Raw genomic sequence first — 18,540 nt, forward strand, 5'->3', positions numbered from 1 at the left:
GCCGCAGGCGGCAGCGGGCGCGGGCAAGGCTTGCGGCATACTCGGCGGCCTTCAGCCCGAACGGCATCGGCAGCGCGTGCTGCAGCCAGGTCCGCGCCACCATCGCGGTGTTGCGATGGCTGCGTGCCAGCGCGGCAAAACCCTTGATGGCGCGGCTGAGGTCGGCATCCAGCGCATCGATGCCGGCGCGAAGCGTGAGCATGGTCGCGGTGTCGATGACGTCCTGGCTGGTCGCGCCCCAATGCACGTAGCGCGCAGCCTCTGCATCGGCCTTCGCGACATTGGCGGTCAGCGCCTTGACCAGGGGGATCGCGAGATTGCCGGACCGCGTCGCGGCCTCGGCCAGCGCGGCCATGTCGAAGGAGTCCGCCTTGCAGGCGGCTTCGATCGGGGGGGACCGCAACCGCGGGAATCACACCGGTGGCGGCCTCGGCCCGAGCCAGAGCTGCCTCGAAATCGAGCATGTTCTGCAGGGTGGACCGGTCGTCGCAGATCGCGCGCATGGCCGCGCTCGACAGCATCGGCGCGAGCAGGGGGGGAGAGGGCTGTGCTCATGTTGCGCGGGACCTAATCACCATGCCCCGGCTGTGCCAATCCCAAACCGTCGGCACAAGACTTTTTGCAGTTGCGAATATGCATTGCAAGTGACCGGGGGCCGCCCTTTCCTTTGCGGCCTTCGTGCGTTACTTGAGCAGCATTATAGTGATGCGATCCCGGGAGGCGACCCATGGCCATGACAATGAACGGCGAAGTCCAACTTGCGGCGCCGCGCGAGGCCGTGTGGGCCAAGCTCAACGATCCCGAGGTGCTCAAAGCCTGCATCCCCGGCTGCGAGGAGCTGGAGAAGACCGATGACGGCGGCTTCCGCGCGACGGCAAAAATGAAGGTCGGCCCGGTGTCGGCGCGTTTCAAGGGCAAGGTGATGCTGAGCGATCTCGACCCGCCGAACGGCTACAAGATCTCCGGTGAAGGCGAGGGCGGGGTCGCCGGATTCGCCAAGGGCGGCGCTGCGGTCAAGCTCGCCGAGAAGGACGGCGGCACGCTGCTGTCTTACGACGTGGAGGCGCAGATCGGCGGCAAGCTGGCGCAGCTCGGCCAGCGCCTGATCAACGGCGCCGCCAAGAAACTGGCCGACGAGTTTTTCGCGAACTTCGCCAAGGCGGTACAGGGCTGAAGGCCCAATACCTTTCGCATAGCGCCTTTTTCGGCATGCCACCTTGCGTCCCGGGCGATGTTGCCCCCGGGCATATTGGCCCATATGATGGGCTGGAATAACTATAAGAACCGCTTCGACGGGACCCGTCGGGGCGTTGATAGAGAGTGCTTATGGCAAAAATCTCCCTCATCGTGAACGGCAATCCAGTCACGGCCAACGTCGATTCCCGCACCCTGCTGGTGCAGTTTCTGCGCGAGCATCTGCGGCTGACCGGTACCCATGTCGGCTGCGACACCTCGCAGTGCGGCGCCTGCGTCGTGCACCTGGACGGCAAGGCCGTGAAGTCCTGCACCACGCTTGCCGTGATGGCCGACGGCCACGAGGTCAAGACGATCGAGGGGCTGGCCGGCGACGGTGCACCGCTGCATCCGATGCAGGAGGCCTTCCGCGAGCACCATGGCCTGCAGTGCGGCTTCTGCACGCCCGGCATGATCATGACCGCGATCGACATCGTCCATCGCAAGGGCCACGAGCTCGACGACCACACCATCCGCGAGGAGCTGGAAGGCAATCTCTGCCGCTGCACCGGCTACCAGAATATCGTCGCCTCGATCTCCGCCGGCGCGAAGGCGATGGCGAAATCCGACCTCGCGTAAACCGCGCGCGCATTCCGCGATCAGGACACCCTCATGTACGAATTCAAATATCATCGCCCCGGGACCGTGCGGCAGGCAGCCAACCTCCTGGTGAAGAACGAAGACGCCAAGGTGATCGCCGGTGGCCACACGCTGATTCCCGTCATGAAGCAGCGCCTCGCGAGCCCGCCGCATCTGGTCGACCTCTCCCACATCGAGGGGCTCAATACGATCGAGATGAAGGGCCGCTCGCTGGTGATCGGCGCCACCGCCAAGCATGCCGAGGTCGCAAGCTCGGCGATCGTCGGTGAGGCGATCCCGGCGCTCGCGAGCCTTGCCGGCCAGATCGGCGATCCCGCCGTGCGCCACAAGGGCACCATCGGCGGCTCGCTCGCCAACAACGATCCGACCGCGGACTATCCGGCTGCGGTGCTCGCGTTAGGGGCGACCATCGTCACCAACAAGCGCCGCCTCAAGGCCGAAGAGTATTTCCAGGGCCTGTTCTCGACCGCGCTGGAAGCTGACGAGATCATCACCAAGGTGATGTTCCCGCTGCCGAAGAAGGCGGCCTATATCAAGTTTCGCAACCAGGCCTCGCGTTATGCGTTGGTTGGCGTGTTCGTGGCGCGGCGTCCGTCGGACGTGCGGGTCGCCGTCACCGGCGCCGGCTCGGAAGGCGTGTTCCGCGTCACCGCTTTCGAGGAGGCCCTGAAGAAGCGCTTCTCGCCGAAGGTGCTGGAAGGCATCGAGGTGCCGGCGGAAGGCCTCAACAGCGACATCCACGGCAGCGCCGAATATCGCGCGCACCTCATCGGGGTGCTGACGCGGCGTGCCGTCGACGCCGCCAATGCCAAGGAATGAGTGGGCCCACCACTTGGCCCGATACTTGCCCCCGGTGAGGGCGTAGCGAGACTGGCTCTTTCATGACTTCACTGGCCCTGCCGGCATCGGTCGATGCGATGCTCGAACTTCTCACTTCGCGCGGTTACCTCGCGGAGCGATCGCTGGCGACGGTGGCCTACCTGTCACTGCGCATGGGCCGGCCGCTGTTCCTGGAAGGCGAAGCCGGCGTCGGCAAGACCGAGATCGCGAAGGTGCTGTCGGCCGCGCTGGGACGGAAGCTGATCCGCCTGCAGTGCTATGAGGGCCTCGACGTTTCCTCTGCGGTCTACGAGTGGAATAGCGCCGCGCAGATGATCGCGATCCGGATGGCGGAAGCCGCCGGCGACACCGATCGCGAGCAGCTATCGAGCGACATCTTCGCCGACCGCTACATGATCAAGCGGCCGCTGCTCCAGGCGCTTGAGCCCGACGTCGCCGGCCCGCCGGTGCTGCTGATCGACGAACTCGACCGCGCCGACGAGGCGTTCGAGGCGTACCTGCTCGAAATCCTCAGCGACTTCCAGGTCACGATCCCCGAGTTCGGCACGGTGAAGGCACCGAACCCGCCGATCGTCATCATCACCTCCAACCGCACCCGCGAGATCCACGACGCGCTGAAGCGGCGCTGTCTCTACCACTGGGTCGACTATCCCGCCGCCGACCGCGAGCTCGCGATCGTCAAGACGCGCGTGCCCGGCATCTCCGCGAAGCTGTCGCAGCAGGTCGTGCGCTTCGTGCAGGCGCTGCGCAACCAGGACTTCTACAAGTCGCCGGGGGTCGCCGAGACCATCGACTGGGCCACCGCGCTGTCGGAGCTCGACGCCCGCTCGCTGACCCCGCAGGTGGTCGGCGACACGCTGGGCGCGCTGCTCAAGTACCAGGACGACATCACCCGGATGCAGGGCGACACCCTGCAGAAGGTGTTGAAGGAAGCGACGAGCGAGAATTGATTTTCCCGTCATTCCGGGGCGCGACGAAGTCGCGAGCCCGGAATCCATCGGGCGGCAGAGACGGTGGATCAATGGATTCCGGGTTCGCGCTCCGCGCGCCCCGGAATGACGGCAGAGAGTGCTGAAACATGGCCATCAACCACCTGGCGCCTGAGCAAACCGAGCAGTTCGCCGACAACATTGTCGGCTTTGCCCGCGCGCTGCGCGCGGCGGGCATGCCGGTCGGGCCGGGTGCCGTCATCGATGCCATGAACGCGCTGCAGGTGATCGACATCGGCAGCCGCGCCGACGTCTTCACCACGCTTGAGGCGATCTTCGTCAAGCGCCACGAGCATGGGCTGATCTTCAAGCAGGCTTTCAACCTGTTCTTCCGCGCCTCGGAAGAGTGGAAGCACATGCTGGATTCGGTGCCGCTGCCGGAGCAGGCCAAGAAGAAGCCCCAAGCCGGCGCGCGCCGCGTGCAGGAGGCGATGTCGCAGCCGCGCATGACGGAAACGCCGCAGCACCAGGAACAGGATCTGCGCCTGTCGGTCTCCGACAGGGAAATTCTTCAGAAGAAGGATTTCGCGCAGATGAGCGCGGCTGAGATCACCGAGGCGCTGCACGCGATCGAGCGGATGCGGCTACCGCAGGCCGAGCTTCTGACGCGCCGGCACCGGCCCGATCCCCGTGGCCTGCGTCTCGACCTGCGCCGCACGCTGCGCGCATCTTTGCGCACCGGCGGCGACATCATCGACATCCGTCGCCTCGGGCGGATCGAGAAGCCGGCGCCGATCGTCGCGCTGCTCGATATCTCGGGATCGATGAGCGAGTACACCCGCCTGTTCCTGCATTTCCTCCACGCCATCACCGACGCGCGCAAGCGCGTCTCGGTGTTCCTGTTCGGCACCCGCCTCACCAACGTCACCCGCGCGCTGCGCCAGCGCGATCCCGATGAGGCGCTGGCGAGCTGCTCGGCCTCGGTGGAGGACTGGGCCGGCGGCACCCGCATTGCGACCTCGCTGCACAACTTCAACAAATTGTGGGCGCGGCGCGTGCTCAGCCAGGGCGCCATCGTGCTCCTGATCTCCGACGGGCTGGAGCGGGAGGCCGATTCCAAGCTCGCCTTCGAGATGGACCGGCTGCACCGCTCCTGCCGGCGGCTGATCTGGCTCAACCCGCTGCTGCGGTTCGGCGGCTTCGAGGCCAAAGCGCAGGGCATCAAAATGATGCTCCCGCACGTTGACGAATTCCGCCCCGTGCATAATTTGAGTTCGATCCAGGAGCTGATCACCACGCTCTCCCAGCCGCTGCCGCCGCATCACCGCAGCCTGATCCGCTCCGCAGCTTGAGAGGTAGGCCATGCTCGACCGCGACGAGGATATTCTGAAGGCGGCGGAGGACTGGCAGAAGGCCGGCCGAGGCGTCGCGCTCGCTACCGTGGTGGAGACCTGGGGCTCGGCGCCGCGCCCGGCGGGCTCGAGCCTCGTCATCAACGACGAGGGCACGTTCCTGGGGTCGGTCTCCGGCGGCTGTGTCGAGGGCGCCGTGGTCACCGAGGCCATGGATGTGATCCAGAGCGGCAAACCCAGGATGCTGGAGTTCGGCGTTGCCGATGAGACCGCCTGGAATGTCGGGCTGTCCTGCGGCGGCACCATCCGCGTCTTCGTCGAGAAGGTTGGCTAGCCGTGAAGCTCGCGATCCTGCACGAACTCAATGCCGAGCGCGCCGCGCGCCGGCCGGTAATCCTGGTAACCGACACCGAGAACGGCGAGCAGCGCCTGGTGAAGGCAAAGGATTTTGCCAAGGATCCCTTGCGGGCTGAACTCGACAAGCAGCTTCGTATGGGCAAGAGCGGCAATGTCGAGGCCGGCGGCAAGAAGCTGTTCCTCAACGTCTATGCACCGACCGCAAAACTCGTCATCGTCGGCGCGGTCCATATCAGCCAGGCCTTGGCACCGCTGGCGCGCTCGCTCGGCTACGACGTCACCGTCGTCGATCCGCGCACCGCTTTTGCAAGCCCCGAGCGCTTCCCCGACATTCCACTGGTCGCCGAATGGCCCGACACCGCGCTGCCGCCGCTCAATGTCGATGCCTACACGGCTTTCGTCGCGGTGACGCACGATCCCAAGATCGACGACCCCGCACTGCTCCACGCCTTCGAACGCAACTGCTTCTATATCGGCGCGCTCGGCTCGCGGAAGACGCACGCCAAGCGCGGCGACCGGCTGCGGGCGCAGGGCGCCAAGGAAAGCGACATCGCGCGCATCCACGCGCCGATCGGGCTTGCGATCGGCGCGGTCTCACCGTCGGAGATCGCGGTGTCGATCATGGCCGAGATCACGGCGGTGCTCCGCCTGCCTCCAAAAGAAAAAGAAGAAGCGGCATGAAGTTTGGCCCGGCGAGCCCCAAGAATGCGATCGGCGGGGTGACCGTCCACACCCTGCGCCAGGGACCGCTGGTGCTGAAGAAAGGCACGACCATTGGCCCCGCCGAGGTCGAGGCGCTGACGCGCGCCGGCATCAAGGATATCGTGGTGGTGCGCATGGAGGAGGGCGACGTCTCCGAGGACGTTGCGGCCGCCAGCATCGCGCTCGCCGTCGGCGGAGAGGGCATCCATGTCGAGCGCGCCTTCACCGGTCGCGCCAACCTGTTCGCGGCGCGCCCGGGCGTGCTGGTGATCGATAGGGCGGCCGTCGACCGCATCAACAACATCGACGAAGCCATTACCTTTGCGACGCTCAGCGCCTTCAAGCCGGTGGTCGAGGGCGAGATGGTCGGCACCGTCAAGATCATCCCGTTCGGCGTCGAAGGAAATTTGCGCGATGCCGCGGTGAAGGCGGCCGGCCGCGATGTGCTCAAGATCGAACCCTACGTCATCAAACGCGTCGGCGTGGTCTCGACGCTGCTGCCGGGCCTGTCCTCCAAAGTGATCGACAAGACCCTGCGCGTCACCGCCGAGCGGCTCGCGCCGGCCGGGGCCGGCATCATCGCCGAGCGGCGGGTCCAGCACGACGAAGGCGCGCTGTCGGCCGCGATCAAGGATTTGCTCGGGCTCGGCGCCGAGCTCGTGATCGTGTTCGGGGCGTCCGCGATCGCCGACCGCCGCGACGTGATCCCGGCGGCCGTCACCGGGATCGGCGGCGAGATCGAGCATTTCGGCATGCCGGTCGATCCCGGCAATCTGCTTCTGATCGCCCGCGCTGGCGGCGTACCGGTGCTGGGCGCGCCTGGCTGCGCGCGCTCGCCGGTCGAGAACGGGTTCGACTGGGTGCTGATGCGGCTCCTTGCCGGCATCAAGGTGACCCGTTCCGAGCTGATGGGCATGGGCGTCGGCGGGCTCCTCATGGAGATCGTCACGCGGCCGCAGCCACGCGCTCAGCCCGAGACCGAAGGCAACAGCCAGGTCGCGGCCATCGTGCTCGCGGCGGGGCGCTCGACCCGGATGGGCGGGCCGAACAAGCTGCTCGCCGAACTCGACGGCAATAAGCTGGTGCGCCTCGCGACCGAGCAGGCCCTCGCTTCGAAGGCATCCGAGGTGATTGTCGTCACCGGCCATCAGGCCGAGCTGGTCGAGCAGGCGCTGCAAGGATTGAAGGTGAGGTTCGTCCGCAACCCGGATTTCGCCGGCGGCATCGCAAGCTCGGTCAAGGCCGGTATCGCGGCGGTGCCGGAAAGCTGTGACGGCGCCCTGGTCTGCCTCGGCGACATGCCGCTGATCGATGCTGGCCTGATCGACCGCCTCATCGACGGCTTTGCGCCGGACCGCGGCAATCTCATCGTCGTTCCGGTCAGCGAAGGCCGTCGCGGCAATCCCGTGCTGTGGTCGCGCCGCTTCTTCAAGGAATTGATGACACTCGACGGCGACATCGGCGCGCGGCACTTGATCGCGAAGCACGCCGAGGCAGTGGCCGAAGTGCCGGTCGATGGCGAGAGCGCGTTCCTCGACATCGACACGCCACAGGCGCTCGAAGCCGCAAGACGCGGATGACGCTGCCGTAGCTGCCGTAGGGTGGGCAAAGCGACTTGTCCGCCGTAGCTCGTAGAGCGAAGGCGGAAGCGTGCCCACCAATTTTCGATAGTCGTCTGGACAGATGGTGGGCACGGCGCTTCGCGCCTTTGCCCACCCTACGGCAGCTCGCAATCGTCCGTTTTCAACCACCCGTTCACCATCTGGAAACGACCGCCGCTTAGAGTCGCCTCCACCTGCCTTGGGGGGAGGGGTTTTTCCATGGCTTCGAACGTCGTCGCGCGCCGTTGCGCGATGTTTTGCTTTGTCTTGTCGGTAGTTGTCACCGGCGCCCGTTACATCACCGAAGCCCACGCAGCCGGAGCGTTTGCGGTCGGCAAGTGCGGTGCCTATGGTCAGGCCTTTGATTATGGCGCCGAGCGCGAGGCGCGCGCCGCGGCGCAGAAGCAGTGCAAGGGCGAGTGCACGACCGTGACGATGAAGCGCGCGTGCGCGGCGATGTCGGTCGATCTCGCCAATCCCTGCGGGGCCTATGGCTACGCCGTCAAGCCGAAGATATCGGCCTCACTCAATGCCGCCACGCGCGAATGCTACAAGTACGGCGGCAAGGAATGCGTGATCCGCGCATGGGCCTGCGACGCCAAGGGCTGAATTTTCTCATCCGTCATTCCGGGGCGTCGCGGAGCGACGAACTACGGTGCGCAATCGCGCACCTGAGAATCTCGTGCAATAGTCTCCAGATTCCGGGTTCGCGCTAACGCGCGCCCCGGAATGACGATTTGGAGATATAATCCAGTTCGACACCAAGATCGCCGTCGTGATCCGCACCGATCTTCAGGCCTGGCAGAAGCTCAACGTCGCCTCGTTTCTCACCAGCGGCATCGCCGCTGCGTTTCCCGAATGCATCGGCGAGCCGTATGAAGACGCCTCCGGCACGAAATATCACGCGCTGATCGGTCAGCCGATCCTGATCTATGGTGCCGACGGTCCTGCGCTGTCGCGCGCGCTCGACCGGGCGCTGACGCGCAACGTCGCGCCGGCGGTCTATACCGAGGACATGTTCAAGACCACGCATGATGCGGCTAATCGCGAAGCGGTGAAGGCAGTCGCGCGCACCGATCTCAATCTCGTCGGCATCGCAATGCGCGGCGAGCGCAAAGTGATCGACAAGATTGTCGATGGTCTGAAGTTCCATAGCTGACGCGGCGTCCACTTAGCCTGCGCCGTCACGGTCCTGTCATCATGGCGTCCGTGGCGCATTAATTTGCGTTGTTTGACTCCAATCAAGGGAGTGCCGCGCGGCATCGCTAGTCTGCTCCAACGTATTGCAATGGAGCAGACACATGCCGACCATGAAAGCCGCAGTCGTCAGGCAATTTGGCAAGCCGCTGGTGATCGAGGACGTGCCGGTGCCGCAGCCCGGTCCCGGTGAGGTTCTGGTCAAGGTGAAAGCGTGCGGCGTCTGCCACACCGATCTGCACGCAGCCTCCGGCGACTGGCCGGTGAAACCGGTTCCCCCCTTCATTCCCGGGCATGTGGCCGCCGGCATCGTTGCCGCACTGGGGCCCGGCGTGAAAAATCTGAAAGTAGGGGACGCGGTGGGCGTCGCTTGGCTGCACGATGCCTGCATGTCGTGCGAATATTGCGGGACCGGCTGGGAAACCTTGTGCGAGCACCAGCACAACACCGGCTACAGCGTGAATGGAGGCTTCGCCGAATATGTCATCGCCTCGGCTGCCTTCGCGGCAAAACTTCCGGCGACGATCGATTTCGCCGCCGTCGCGCCGATCCTGTGTGCCGGTGTCACGACCTACAAGGGTTTGAAGGAGACGGACGCGCGGCCCGGCGAGTGGGTCGCGATATCAGGCGTCGGCGGGCTCGGCCACGTCGCGATCCAGTACGCCAAGGCGATGGGGTTCAAGGTCGCGGCGATCGATATCGCCGAGGATAAGCTCAAGCTCGCACGGGAGACCGGTGCTGATCTCGCGGTCAACGCGCGGGAGGCCGATGCGGTGGACAAGGTCGTGGCGGCCACTGGAGGCGGGGCGCATGGCGTGCTGGTGACGGCGGTCTCGACCGCCGCCTTTGCACAGGCGCTGAAGATGGTGCGCCGGAAGGGCACCGTCAGTCTCGTCGGCCTGCCGCCGGGCGAATTCCCGACGCCGATCTTCGACGTCGTGCTCAAGCGGATCACCGTGCGCGGCTCCATCGTCGGCACCCGCCGGGATCTCGACGAAGCCATCGCATTCGCCGCCGATGGCAAGGTGAAGGCCGAGGTCGCCAAGGTGCCGCTCGCTGCGATCAACGACGTCTTCGACCGGATGAAGGCCGGCAAGATCGACGGCCGCATGGTGCTGGACTTTGGCTAGAGCGTTTTCGAGCGAAGTGGACACCGGTTCGCGTAAAGAAAACGCGTCAAAACAAGAATCCAGAGCTCCGTTCCGATTCCATCGGAACGGAAAGGGCTCTAGGGCCTCACCCCGGCGGCATGCCTTCGAACTTCGGCAGGCTAGGGTCAAGGTAATCCCAGTCATGCCCGCGCGCTGCGTAGGTGACAGCTTGCGGCTTGTAGCGGGCGGGTTCATCGAGGCTCATGGCGCGGATCGTGAAGATGTCGGGCTGTGCTGCGAAGGTCATGTAGACCGGCAAGCCGCAGACGGAGCAGAAACCGCGCGTCTTCACGTTGCCGCTGTCAGCGACCATGTCCCACCGCTTTGCCTCGCCCGTCACCGTGACGCCGGCGCGCGCGAAAGTCATGTACGAACCGTGGCCGGTGCCGCTCTCACGCTGGCAGTCCCGGCACTGGCAGTGATTGCTGAACAGGGGCTCACCGGCAATCGAATAGCGGATCGCGCCGCAGGCGCAGCCGCCGGTAAAGGGCTTGTCCATCGCGATATCTCCCACTCACTCTTCGCCGCTGATCTCGTCGAGCTGTTTGACGACCTTCTTCCAGCCGCCGCTCATGACGGTGTAGGCCGAGTCGTTCCTGGGCATGACGAAGCCTGCGTGAACCAGGCGGATCCGCGTGCCGGCTTCGACCGGGGTGAGGGACCACGTCACGACGGTGTCGAGCGGCGCGCCGTAGCCGGTGTTGCGTTCGTCGCCGCCCTTCCAGGCGTAGACGAGGCGCCGGTTCGGCACGACCTCCAGAACCCGGCAATGGATCACGCCATCCCAGTTGCCGCCCGGAGTGGTCTGGAAGGTGAAGCTCTTGCCTTCGACGGCTTCAAAGCCGGTCGGCGGCATCAGCCAGCGTCCGATCAACTGGGCACTGGTCAGCACCTTCCAGACCGTCGCGGGCGCGTGAGGGAAGACCTCGTCGATGACGATGTCTTTAGTTTCGGCGTTCAACTCGGCTGCACTCACGGATCAATCTCCTTCAAGAGGTCACGCAGGTTCTGGAAGCGCTCGCGCCAGAAGACGCCGTAATGGTCCATCCAATCGACCAGAGGTTCGAGGCCTTGCGGCGCGGCGCGGTAGTAGACATTGCGGCCCTCGGCGCGCTCGGCGACGAGGCCGGCCTGCTTCAGCGACTTCAGGTGCTGCGAGATCGCGCCCTGGGTGACGCCGCTGCCGCGCGTCAGTTCGGCGACGCTGATCTCCTTGCTCTCGAAGACACGCTCGAACACGGCGCGCCGCGTCGGATCGGCGAGAGCGCGCATCACGGTGGTGACGGGGTTTGGGGCGGCTTCAATCATGGAGATTCAATTAGCAGATGCTAATGCATTAGTCAATGCTAATTTATTCTGTCTTAGCGAAGGCGCGGGTAATTTGACTTTGACTGACCGGTCAGTCATAAATGAGAAATGACAAGGAAACCGACCACAGCAGCTACGTCATCCGCCGCTCGCGCCAGCGCCAAAGGCGATGCGCCCGCAGCCAGCGAGGAGGCGCCCGCCTCGAACCGCGCCGTACGCGCGGCAGAACGGCGCGCCGCGATCGTGGAGGCGGCGATGGAGGAGTTCATCGTGCGCGGCTTTGCCGCGACGCGGCTCGACGACATCGCCAAGCGCGCCGGTGTCGCCAAGGGCACGATCTACCTGCACTTCAAGGACAAGGAATCGATGTTCGAGGAGCTCGTGCGCACGGTGATCGTGCCTGTGGTGGCGAAGCTGAATGCGCTGCCGCCACCGACGGGTTCGGTCCGAGATCTCATCGAGGCCTTCGCCGGCAACTTCCTGAAAGAAGTCATGGGTACAAGGCGCGGCGATCTCGTGCGCCTGATCGTGGCGGAGGGACCGCGCTTTCCGGCCGTGGCCGACTTCTATTACCGCGAGGTCGTCTCGCGCGGGATCGCCGGCATGCGCGCGCTGATCGAGCTCGGCATCGCCCGCGGCGAGATCCACGAGAAGAACCTTGCGCGCTATCCGCAGATCCTGGTCGCGCCGGCGATGATCGCGGTGATCTGGCAGAGCTTGTTTGCGCGGCATGCGCCGCTCGACGCGCAGGAGATGCTGCGCGTCCATCTTGATTTGATTTTTGGCGAACGGAGGACGACATGAGGTCGTCGCAAACCATCTCTCACCTCATCCTGAGGAGCGCGGAACGCGCGTCTCGAAGGATGCAGGCCCGGCTGTGGCTCCTCGCCCTTCGAGACGCCGCTTCGCGGCTCCTCAGGGTGAGGGATCGACAGCAGTGCCTGCCGCGCCTCTGTTCGATCATGGTTCTGGTCCTCGCAACCGGGCTTGCCGGCTGCAACGAGAAGCGCGATCCCGGCTTCCAGGGCTGGGTCGAGGCCGACATGATCTATGTCAGCCCGGACGAAGCGGGCCGGGTGACGAAGCTCAATGTCCGCGAAGGCGACGAGGTCAAAGTCGGCGATCACCTCTATTCCGTCGACGACGACCTTCAGGTTGCCGATCTCAACCAGACCAAGGCGACGCTGGCCAATGCGCAGCAGGTATTCGATCGCGCGGATTCCCTGCGCAAGACCGGCTCCGGCACGCAGGCGACGCTCGATTCCGCCGTCTCGGAATTACGGGTTGCGCAAGCGCGGGTGGTGACCTCGCAGACGCGTCTGGCGCGGCGCAAGGGTTTTGCCCCGGTCGCCGGCACCATCCAGCAGATCTATTTCCGCGAGGGCGAGATGGTGGCGGCGCAGCGGCCGGTGCTCTCGATCATGCCGCCCGGCAACATGAAGCTGCGCTTCTTCGTGCCGGAGACCGAGCTGCCGATGCTTGCGATCGGCGACGAAGTCCGCGTGTCCTGCGACAATTGCTCGGCCGATCTCACCGCAAAGATCTATTTCATCGCGACCTCGGCCGAATACACTCCGCCGGTGATCTACAGCCTCGATGAGCGCAACAAGCTCGTCTACCTGATCCAGGCACGGCCCTCGCGGCCCGATGCCTTGCGCGTCGGGCAGCCGATCAATGTCTACCTCAATCCCAAGACGCCGGTGGCGGACAAGCGATGAACGGCGGCAACGGCATCGCGATCGACGTCAAGGGCCTGACGAAATCGTTCGGCGGCCGCGAGGTCGTGCATGATCTGTCGATGCAGGTGAAGCGCGGCTCGATTTATGGCTTCCTCGGTCCCAACGGCTCGGGCAAGACCACGACCATTCGCATCCTTTGCGGCCTGCTGACGCCCGACAGCGGCGAGGGCACCTGCCTCGGCTACGACATCCGCCGTGATGCCGAAAAGATCAAGCGTCAGGTCGGCTACATGACCCAGCGCTTCAGCCTGTATCAGGACCTCTCGGTGCGCGAGAACCTCGAATTCGTCGCGCGGCTCTACGGCCTCGCCGATGCGCGCGGCGCCGCGCGCGACATGATCCAGCGCCTCGGCCTGTCGGGGCGCGAGGAGCAGCTTGCGGGCGAGCTCTCCGGCGGCTGGAAGCAACGCCTGGCGTTGGGCGCCTGCACGCTGCCCAGTCCGAAGCTGCTGCTGCTCGACGAGCCGACGGCGGGCGTCGATCCCAAGGCGCGGCGCGATTTCTGGAACGAGATCCACGCGCTGGCGTCTGATGGTCTCACCGTGCTGGTCTCCACCCACTACATGGACGAGGCCGAGCGCTGCCACGAGATCGCATACATTGCCTACGGTCATCTGCTGACGCACGGCACGGTGGAGGAGGTGATCGCGAAATCCGCACTCACGACCTACACCGTGACGGGCGAGGACTTGAACGGCCTCGGCGCCGCGCTCACCGGCAAGCCCGGTGTCGACATGGTGGCACCGTTCGGCACGTCCTTGCACGTCTCCGGCCGCGACGTTGCGGCACTGGAGGCGAGCATCGCGCCCTGGCGTGAGAAGAGTGACCTGCACTGGCACAAATCGTCGCCGTCGCTGGAAGACGTGTTCATCGAATTAATGGGGCGCTCCAAGGATAATTTCTAATGAGCCTCTCCGATCAAGCCGCGCCAACGCACGAAATTCGCGAACGCTTCGGTTTCTGGAAGCGCTCGTATGCGATGCTGGTCAAGGAGTTCATCCAGCTCAAGCGCGACCGGGTGTCGTTCGCGATGATCGTGATGCTGCCGGTGATGCAGCTCCTGCTGTTCGGCTATGCGATCAACACGACGCCGCACAATATGCCGAGTGCGGTGCTGCTCCAGGAGGACAGCGATCTCGCCCGCTCGGTGTTGAAGGCGTTGGAGAACACCGCTTATTTCCGCTTCATCTACGAGGTGCACGACGTCGACGATTTCGACAACCTCCTGAAATCCGGCAAGGTGCTGTTCGGTGTCGAGATCCCGCGCGGCTTCGAGCGCGCGGTGCGGCGCGGCGACAGGCCGGCACTGCTGGTCGCGGCCGACGCAACCGATCCGATCGCGGCAAGCGCCGCGCTCGGCTCGCTCGGCATGGTCGTGCAGACCGCGCTTGCGCACGATCTCTACATCGGCAATCCCCCGGAAATGCCGTTCGAGATTCGCGCCCATGCCCGCTACAATCCGGCTGCCTCGTCGAGCCTCAACATCGTGCCGGGGCTCGTCGGCACCATCCTCACCATGACCATGCTGATCTTCACCGCGCTCTCGGTCACGCGCGAGGTCGAGCGCGGCACCATGGAGAGTCTGTTGTCGATGCCGATCAAGCCGGTCGAGGTGATGTTCGGCAAGATCATTCCTTATGTGCTGGTCGGCTTCGTCCAGGCTTTCCTGATCATCGGTATCGGCGTCGGCCTGTTCGGCGTGCCTGTGCTCGGAAACCTGTTCCTGCTGGCGCTGCTCTCGACGCTGTTCATCACCACCAATCTGTCGATCGGCTACACCATCTCGACCGTGGTGCAGAACCAGCTTCAGGCCGTGCAGATGTCGATGATGGTCTTCCTGCCGAGCATTCTGCTCTCCGGTTTCATGTTCCCGTTTGCGGGCATGCCGGCCTGGGCGCAATATGTCGGCGAGGCCCTGCCGCTGACGCATTATTTGCGGATCGTCCGCGCCATCATGCTGAAGGGGGCGACCATGCAGAATCTGCGCTTCGACGCGCTGGCACTGGCGATCCTGATGCTGGTCGCCATGACCATCGCCGTGACGCGCTTCCGCCGCACGCTGGATTGAGGCACAATAGCTGGAGTCATTCCGGGGCACGCGAAGCGTGAGCTTTGGTGCGCAATTGCGCACCTGAGAATCTCGAGATTCCGGGTCGATGCCGTCGCATCGCCCCGGAATGACCAGAGGAGATCATGATCAGCTTTGCGAGCAGGAAGGCCCGGCGGCATGCCGCGATGTCCGAGGATTTCGAGCGCGAGTTGACGCGGGAGATGCTGCGCACCGAGCTCATGCGGGTGCGGGCGCTGATCATCACGGGCTGCGTTATGGCCGTCCTCCTCACCGCGATCTATCTCGTCGATTCCTCCGCGGTGGAGCGCGTCTGGCAAGGCACGCGGGGGCTTGCCGAGATTTATGGTCTGTTGACCGGCTTCATCCTGTTCGAGGTCTGGGTCCACACCCAGATCAGGAAGAACCTCCGCCTCGGTCGCGACCTGCCGGCGATCAGGCGCTATATCGGCGCCCTGATCGAGACGTCGCTGCCGACGGTGATCCTGCTCCTGCAGATCCGGACCATGGGCGCGAGCGAGGCGCTCGGCTTCACCGTGCCGCTGTTCTATTTCATCTTCGTCATTCTCTCGACCTTGCGGCTCGATTTCTGGCTGTCCACCTTCACCGGCTTCGTCGCCGCGGCCGAGCTGCTTGCCGTCGCGCTGATCTTCGATCCCGAGAGCGGCGCCGGCGAGCCGCAGATCTATTTCCACGCGGTGCGCAGCACCATCATCCTGATTTGCGGCGTGCTCGCAGGCGCGGTCGGCGCGCGGCTCCGCCGCCAGTTTGCCGCGAGCATTGCGGCGGCGACCGCGCGCGACCAGGTGACGGACCTGTTCGGCCAGCACGTCTCCCCGCAGGTGGTGGATCGGCTGATGGCGGCGGGAACGAGCGCGGGCGGCGACGTCCGCCGCGTCGCCGTGATGTTCGTCGATTTCCGGGGCTTCACTGCTGGCGCGCAGTCGCGTACGCCGCAGGAGGTGGTCGATCGTCTCGACGGCGCCTTCGCCGTTCTGGTCGACATCCTCGATCGCGAAGGCGGCATCGTGAACAAGTTTCTCGGTGATGGCTTCCTGGCCTTGTTCGGTGCGCCGCTGGAGGCCTCCGACGCCGCGCATCGCGCCGTCGCCGCCGGCCGCGAGATGCTGACCGCGATGGACCGCATCAACGCGCAGACGAGCTGGCCGCTTCGGATCGGCATCGGCATCCATTTCGGCGAGGTCGTCGCCGGCAATATCGGCTCACCCCGTCGCAAGGAATACACCGTCATCGGCGACACCGTGAACTTCGCCTCGCGGCTGGAAGCGCTGAACAAGGAGTTCGGCTCGCAGCTCCTGATCTCCGCATCCGTGCGCGAGGCGCTCGGCGATGATGGCAACGACGCCGTCCCGCTCGGCGAGGTCGAGGTACGTGGCTACGAGCAGAAGGTGGCGGTGTTTCAGCTGGGTTAGGGCAGGTTCGCAAGAACCTCGCGTTTCAGTGATGAAATATCTCGCGGCGTTTTCCGCTCTTGCATTGTGGAAGCCGAAACATCGGCTTCCGTTTGTCACGCGGAGAAAACCAATGACCCGATTGACCCTTGTTTCAGCCGCCCTGATTGCTGCTTCCGTCTATCAAATCCAGGCCGCAGCCGCGCGCGACGTCACCCCGCGGCGCGCTGTAGCCCACGCGACAGCGGATTGCGTCAGGGCTCCTGCGGAAGGCGCGTTTGCCTCTGCACCCTACAAACAGCCGCCTTGCGTGCCCAAGATGACCAACTGACGATCGAAGCTAGCGGAAGCCGGGCTGGCCAAGTTCGCCAGCCCGGCGTCGCGAGCAACGTGCGCAATGTAAGTCGGCGCAAGCTTGCAAACCCCATTCATGATTGCTCCGAATGCTCCGAATTTTGGGGCATGACGGACGATATCGCCGGCTTGTAGACTGCCGCGCGATGCGGCCGGTCGCGGCTGCCATGCGTAGAGGAAACCAGCGATGCAGCGCCGCTACATCACCGTCGACGTGTTCACCGACCGCGCCTTCGGCGGCAATCCGCTCGCTGTGGTGCTCGACGCCGTCGGGCTTTCCACACAGCAGATGCAGGCCATCGCGACCGAATTCAACTATTCCGAGACCACCTTCGTGCTGCCGCCGCGCGACAAGGCCCATGATGCCGAGGTGCGCATCTTCACGCCGGTCAGGGAGCTGCCCTTCGCCGGCCATCCCAATGTCGGCACCGCGTTCGTGCTGGCAACGATGGCGAAGGAGCCGAAGCCGCGCCTTCTATTCGAGGAGAAGGCCGGGCTGGTCCCGGTCGACATTCGGAGAGAGCAGGGCCGGGTGATCAGCACCGAGCTCACAGCGCCGCAGCCCTTGGCGCGTTTGTCGCAATTGTCTGCGGCTGATGCTGCAAGCTGCATTTCGCTCAATGCAGAGGACGTCAAAGTCGACCGTCACGCGCCGCAGATCGTCGGCGTTGGAACGCCATTTCTGGTGATTGAGCTGCCTTCGCGCGATGCGCTCAAGCGGGCGAGGCCCGATGCGGCGGCCTTCGGCAAGGTATTTCCGCGCGACGGAGCCTTCGCGGCCTGGTTCTATACCCGCGATGTGCCCGCGGCGGAGGCGCCTTGCGAGCGGCAGGCGCGGATGTTCATGCGCGGCGCCAGCGGCCTTGCGGAGGATCCCGCCACTGGCAGCGCGACGGTTGCCGCGGCTGCCCTATTCGCCGATCTCGATCCCATGCGTGACGGCGAATTGAAGCTCACAGTCGGTCAGGGCTTCGACATGGGCCGGCCGAGCCTGCTCCTGACGCGCGTGCGCAAGCAGGATGGCAAGATCGTCTCCGCCCATGTCGGCGGCAATTGCGTGCCGATGATGGAAGGGACGTTTCGGCTCGCGGGGGAGGGCTGAGTTCTCTCAGCTCGTCATTCCGGGGCAGCGCGAAGCGCTGAGCCCGGAATCCATCGGGCGGCAGAGACGGCGGATGAATGGATTCCGGGCTCGCGACTTCGTCGCGCCCCGGAATGACGGCAGAGCCAGCTACACCTGCCGCCCCGCCAAATTCTTCACCGCCACGCCATCCCGCTCCTCGATGATCTCCGCGATCATCTGGCGGTGACAGTGGGTGTGGTCGCGCTCGTAGCAGAGCAGGCAGACGGGACCGGCCTTGTTCACCAGTGCCGAGAGTTCGTCCATCTCCTCCCTGGCCTGCGGCGTCTTCAGGTGTTTTGCGTAGATCTTCTCCAGCACGTCGTATTGCCCGCTGCGGGCGGCGAGGCGGCCCTCCTTCGGCGTGCCGAGCGCTGCGAGATGGACATAGGCGATGCCACGCTCGTCGAGGCCTGCGGAAAGCTGCTTCTTGGAAAAGCCCGGCCGGCGCGAGGAGGTCACTGCGCGCACGTCGACCACGAGCTTGACGCCGGCCCGTTCCAGCTCGTCCAGCACAGCCTTGGGAGGCGTCTGCTCATAACCGATGGTGAAGAGCTTCTTCGCCTTTGCCATGAGC

Annotated in this window: 21 protein-coding genes and 1 pseudogene; 17 read left to right on the plus strand and 5 right to left on the minus strand. The window is 65.0% G+C overall.

All coding sequences use genetic code 11. The features are described 5' to 3' along the window. Positions 1-555, minus strand: a pseudogene (locus AC630_RS39485) (lyase family protein); the annotation flags it as partial. A 172-nt stretch (positions 556-727) separates the two neighbouring features. Here AC630_RS39485 and AC630_RS39490 point away from each other — a divergent pair. The 11 genes from AC630_RS39490 (at position 728) to adhP (ending at position 9,941) form a co-directional block, all read left to right on the plus strand. Next, positions 728-1,174, plus strand: a complete 447-nt coding sequence (locus tag AC630_RS39490; protein WP_074123747.1) for an SRPBCC family protein — start codon at positions 728-730, stop codon at positions 1,172-1,174. Between the two features lie 152 nt (positions 1,175-1,326). Next, positions 1,327-1,812: a (2Fe-2S)-binding protein gene (locus tag AC630_RS39495; protein ID WP_074123748.1), complete on the plus strand. Its 486-nt coding sequence runs from the start codon at positions 1,327-1,329 to the stop codon at positions 1,810-1,812. Between the two features lie 33 nt (positions 1,813-1,845). Then, complete coding sequence (locus tag AC630_RS39500; protein WP_074123749.1) at positions 1,846-2,652, plus strand: FAD binding domain-containing protein; 807 nt, start codon at positions 1,846-1,848, stop codon at positions 2,650-2,652. Positions 2,653-2,714: 62 nt separating this feature from the next. Continuing rightward, positions 2,715-3,623 (plus strand): AAA family ATPase, encoded by a 909-nt coding sequence (locus AC630_RS39505; protein WP_074123750.1) that lies wholly within the window; start codon positions 2,715-2,717, stop codon positions 3,621-3,623. Between the two features lie 128 nt (positions 3,624-3,751). Next, on the plus strand, positions 3,752-4,954 hold the full coding sequence (locus AC630_RS39510; RefSeq protein ID WP_074123751.1) for a vWA domain-containing protein: 1,203 nt from the start codon (positions 3,752-3,754) through the stop codon (positions 4,952-4,954). A gap of 10 nt (positions 4,955-4,964) precedes the next feature. Further along, on the plus strand, positions 4,965-5,288 hold the full coding sequence (locus tag AC630_RS39515; RefSeq protein ID WP_007602422.1) for an XdhC family protein: 324 nt from the start codon (positions 4,965-4,967) through the stop codon (positions 5,286-5,288). 2 nt (positions 5,289-5,290) lie between these two features. After that, positions 5,291-5,992: an XdhC family protein gene (locus AC630_RS39520; protein ID WP_074123752.1), complete on the plus strand. Its 702-nt coding sequence runs from the start codon at positions 5,291-5,293 to the stop codon at positions 5,990-5,992. Continuing rightward, positions 5,989-7,593, plus strand: a complete 1,605-nt coding sequence (locus AC630_RS39525; protein WP_074123753.1) for an NTP transferase domain-containing protein — start codon at positions 5,989-5,991, stop codon at positions 7,591-7,593. Before AC630_RS39520 ends, AC630_RS39525 begins: the two co-directional genes overlap by 4 nt. Positions 7,594-7,833: 240 nt before the next feature. Further along, positions 7,834-8,223, plus strand: coding sequence for a DUF4189 domain-containing protein (locus tag AC630_RS39530; RefSeq protein ID WP_074123754.1), 390 nt, complete (start codon positions 7,834-7,836; stop codon positions 8,221-8,223). Positions 8,224-8,362: 139 nt separating this feature from the next. Beyond that, positions 8,363-8,773, plus strand: coding sequence for a DUF2000 family protein (locus AC630_RS39535; RefSeq protein ID WP_074123755.1), 411 nt, complete (start codon positions 8,363-8,365; stop codon positions 8,771-8,773). Between the two features lie 142 nt (positions 8,774-8,915). Further along, positions 8,916-9,941: an alcohol dehydrogenase AdhP gene (gene adhP, locus AC630_RS39540; protein WP_074123756.1), complete on the plus strand. Its 1,026-nt coding sequence runs from the start codon at positions 8,916-8,918 to the stop codon at positions 9,939-9,941. A gap of 106 nt (positions 9,942-10,047) precedes the next feature. Here adhP and AC630_RS39545 read toward each other — a convergent pair whose 3' ends face one another. Genes AC630_RS39545 through AC630_RS39555 form a run of 3 tightly spaced genes read right to left on the minus strand, consistent with a single transcriptional unit; the run spans position 10,048 to position 11,270 of the window. After that, positions 10,048-10,461 carry a GFA family protein gene (locus AC630_RS39545; RefSeq protein ID WP_074123757.1) on the minus strand — a complete coding sequence of 138 codons (414 nt, stop codon included), beginning with the start codon at positions 10,459-10,461 and terminating at the stop codon, positions 10,048-10,050. A gap of 15 nt (positions 10,462-10,476) precedes the next feature. Then, the gene (locus AC630_RS39550; protein WP_074123758.1) at positions 10,477-10,938 is read right to left on the minus strand and encodes an SRPBCC family protein; all 462 of its coding nucleotides are present in this window, start codon (positions 10,936-10,938) and stop codon (positions 10,477-10,479) included. Then, positions 10,935-11,270: an ArsR/SmtB family transcription factor gene (locus tag AC630_RS39555; protein WP_074123759.1), complete on the minus strand. Its 336-nt coding sequence runs from the start codon at positions 11,268-11,270 to the stop codon at positions 10,935-10,937. Before AC630_RS39555 ends, AC630_RS39550 begins: the two co-directional genes overlap by 4 nt. Before the next feature lie 108 nt (positions 11,271-11,378). Here AC630_RS39555 and AC630_RS39560 point away from each other — a divergent pair, with 108 nt between their 5' ends. The 6 genes from AC630_RS39560 to AC630_RS39590 all read left to right on the plus strand — a co-directional run bounded on the left by AC630_RS39560 (position 11,379) and on the right by AC630_RS39590 (position 17,945). After that, entirely contained in the window at positions 11,379-12,074 is a 696-nt protein-coding gene (locus tag AC630_RS39560) for a TetR/AcrR family transcriptional regulator (protein ID WP_143198680.1), read from the plus strand. A 158-nt stretch (positions 12,075-12,232) separates the two neighbouring features. Further along, positions 12,233-12,988: an HlyD family secretion protein gene (locus AC630_RS39565; RefSeq protein ID WP_074123760.1), complete on the plus strand. Its 756-nt coding sequence runs from the start codon at positions 12,233-12,235 to the stop codon at positions 12,986-12,988. Beyond that, a complete protein-coding gene (locus AC630_RS39570) occupies positions 12,985-13,914 on the plus strand; it encodes an ABC transporter ATP-binding protein (protein WP_074123761.1) in 930 nt (309 codons plus the stop codon). The genes AC630_RS39565 and AC630_RS39570 overlap by 4 nt, the downstream gene beginning before the upstream one ends. Next, positions 13,914-15,077 carry an ABC transporter permease gene (locus AC630_RS39575; RefSeq protein WP_074123762.1) on the plus strand — a complete coding sequence of 388 codons (1,164 nt, stop codon included), beginning with the start codon at positions 13,914-13,916 and terminating at the stop codon, positions 15,075-15,077. Before AC630_RS39570 ends, AC630_RS39575 begins: the two co-directional genes overlap by 1 nt. A 125-nt stretch (positions 15,078-15,202) precedes the next feature. Beyond that, positions 15,203-16,510 (plus strand): adenylate/guanylate cyclase domain-containing protein, encoded by a 1,308-nt coding sequence (locus tag AC630_RS39580; protein ID WP_074123763.1) that lies wholly within the window; start codon positions 15,203-15,205, stop codon positions 16,508-16,510. Between the two features lie 520 nt (positions 16,511-17,030). Continuing rightward, positions 17,031-17,945, plus strand: coding sequence for a PhzF family phenazine biosynthesis protein (locus AC630_RS39590; protein ID WP_074123765.1), 915 nt, complete (start codon positions 17,031-17,033; stop codon positions 17,943-17,945). A gap of 129 nt (positions 17,946-18,074) precedes the next feature. Here the strand turns inward: AC630_RS39590 and AC630_RS39595 are convergent, their stop codons facing one another. Then, positions 18,075-18,536: a DUF488 domain-containing protein gene (locus tag AC630_RS39595; protein WP_074123766.1), complete on the minus strand. Its 462-nt coding sequence runs from the start codon at positions 18,534-18,536 to the stop codon at positions 18,075-18,077. Between the last annotated feature and the right edge of the window lie 4 nt (positions 18,537-18,540).

Source organism: Bradyrhizobium sp. AS23.2, from assembly GCF_001908185.1.
GTDB lineage: Bacteria > Pseudomonadota > Alphaproteobacteria > Rhizobiales > Xanthobacteraceae > Bradyrhizobium.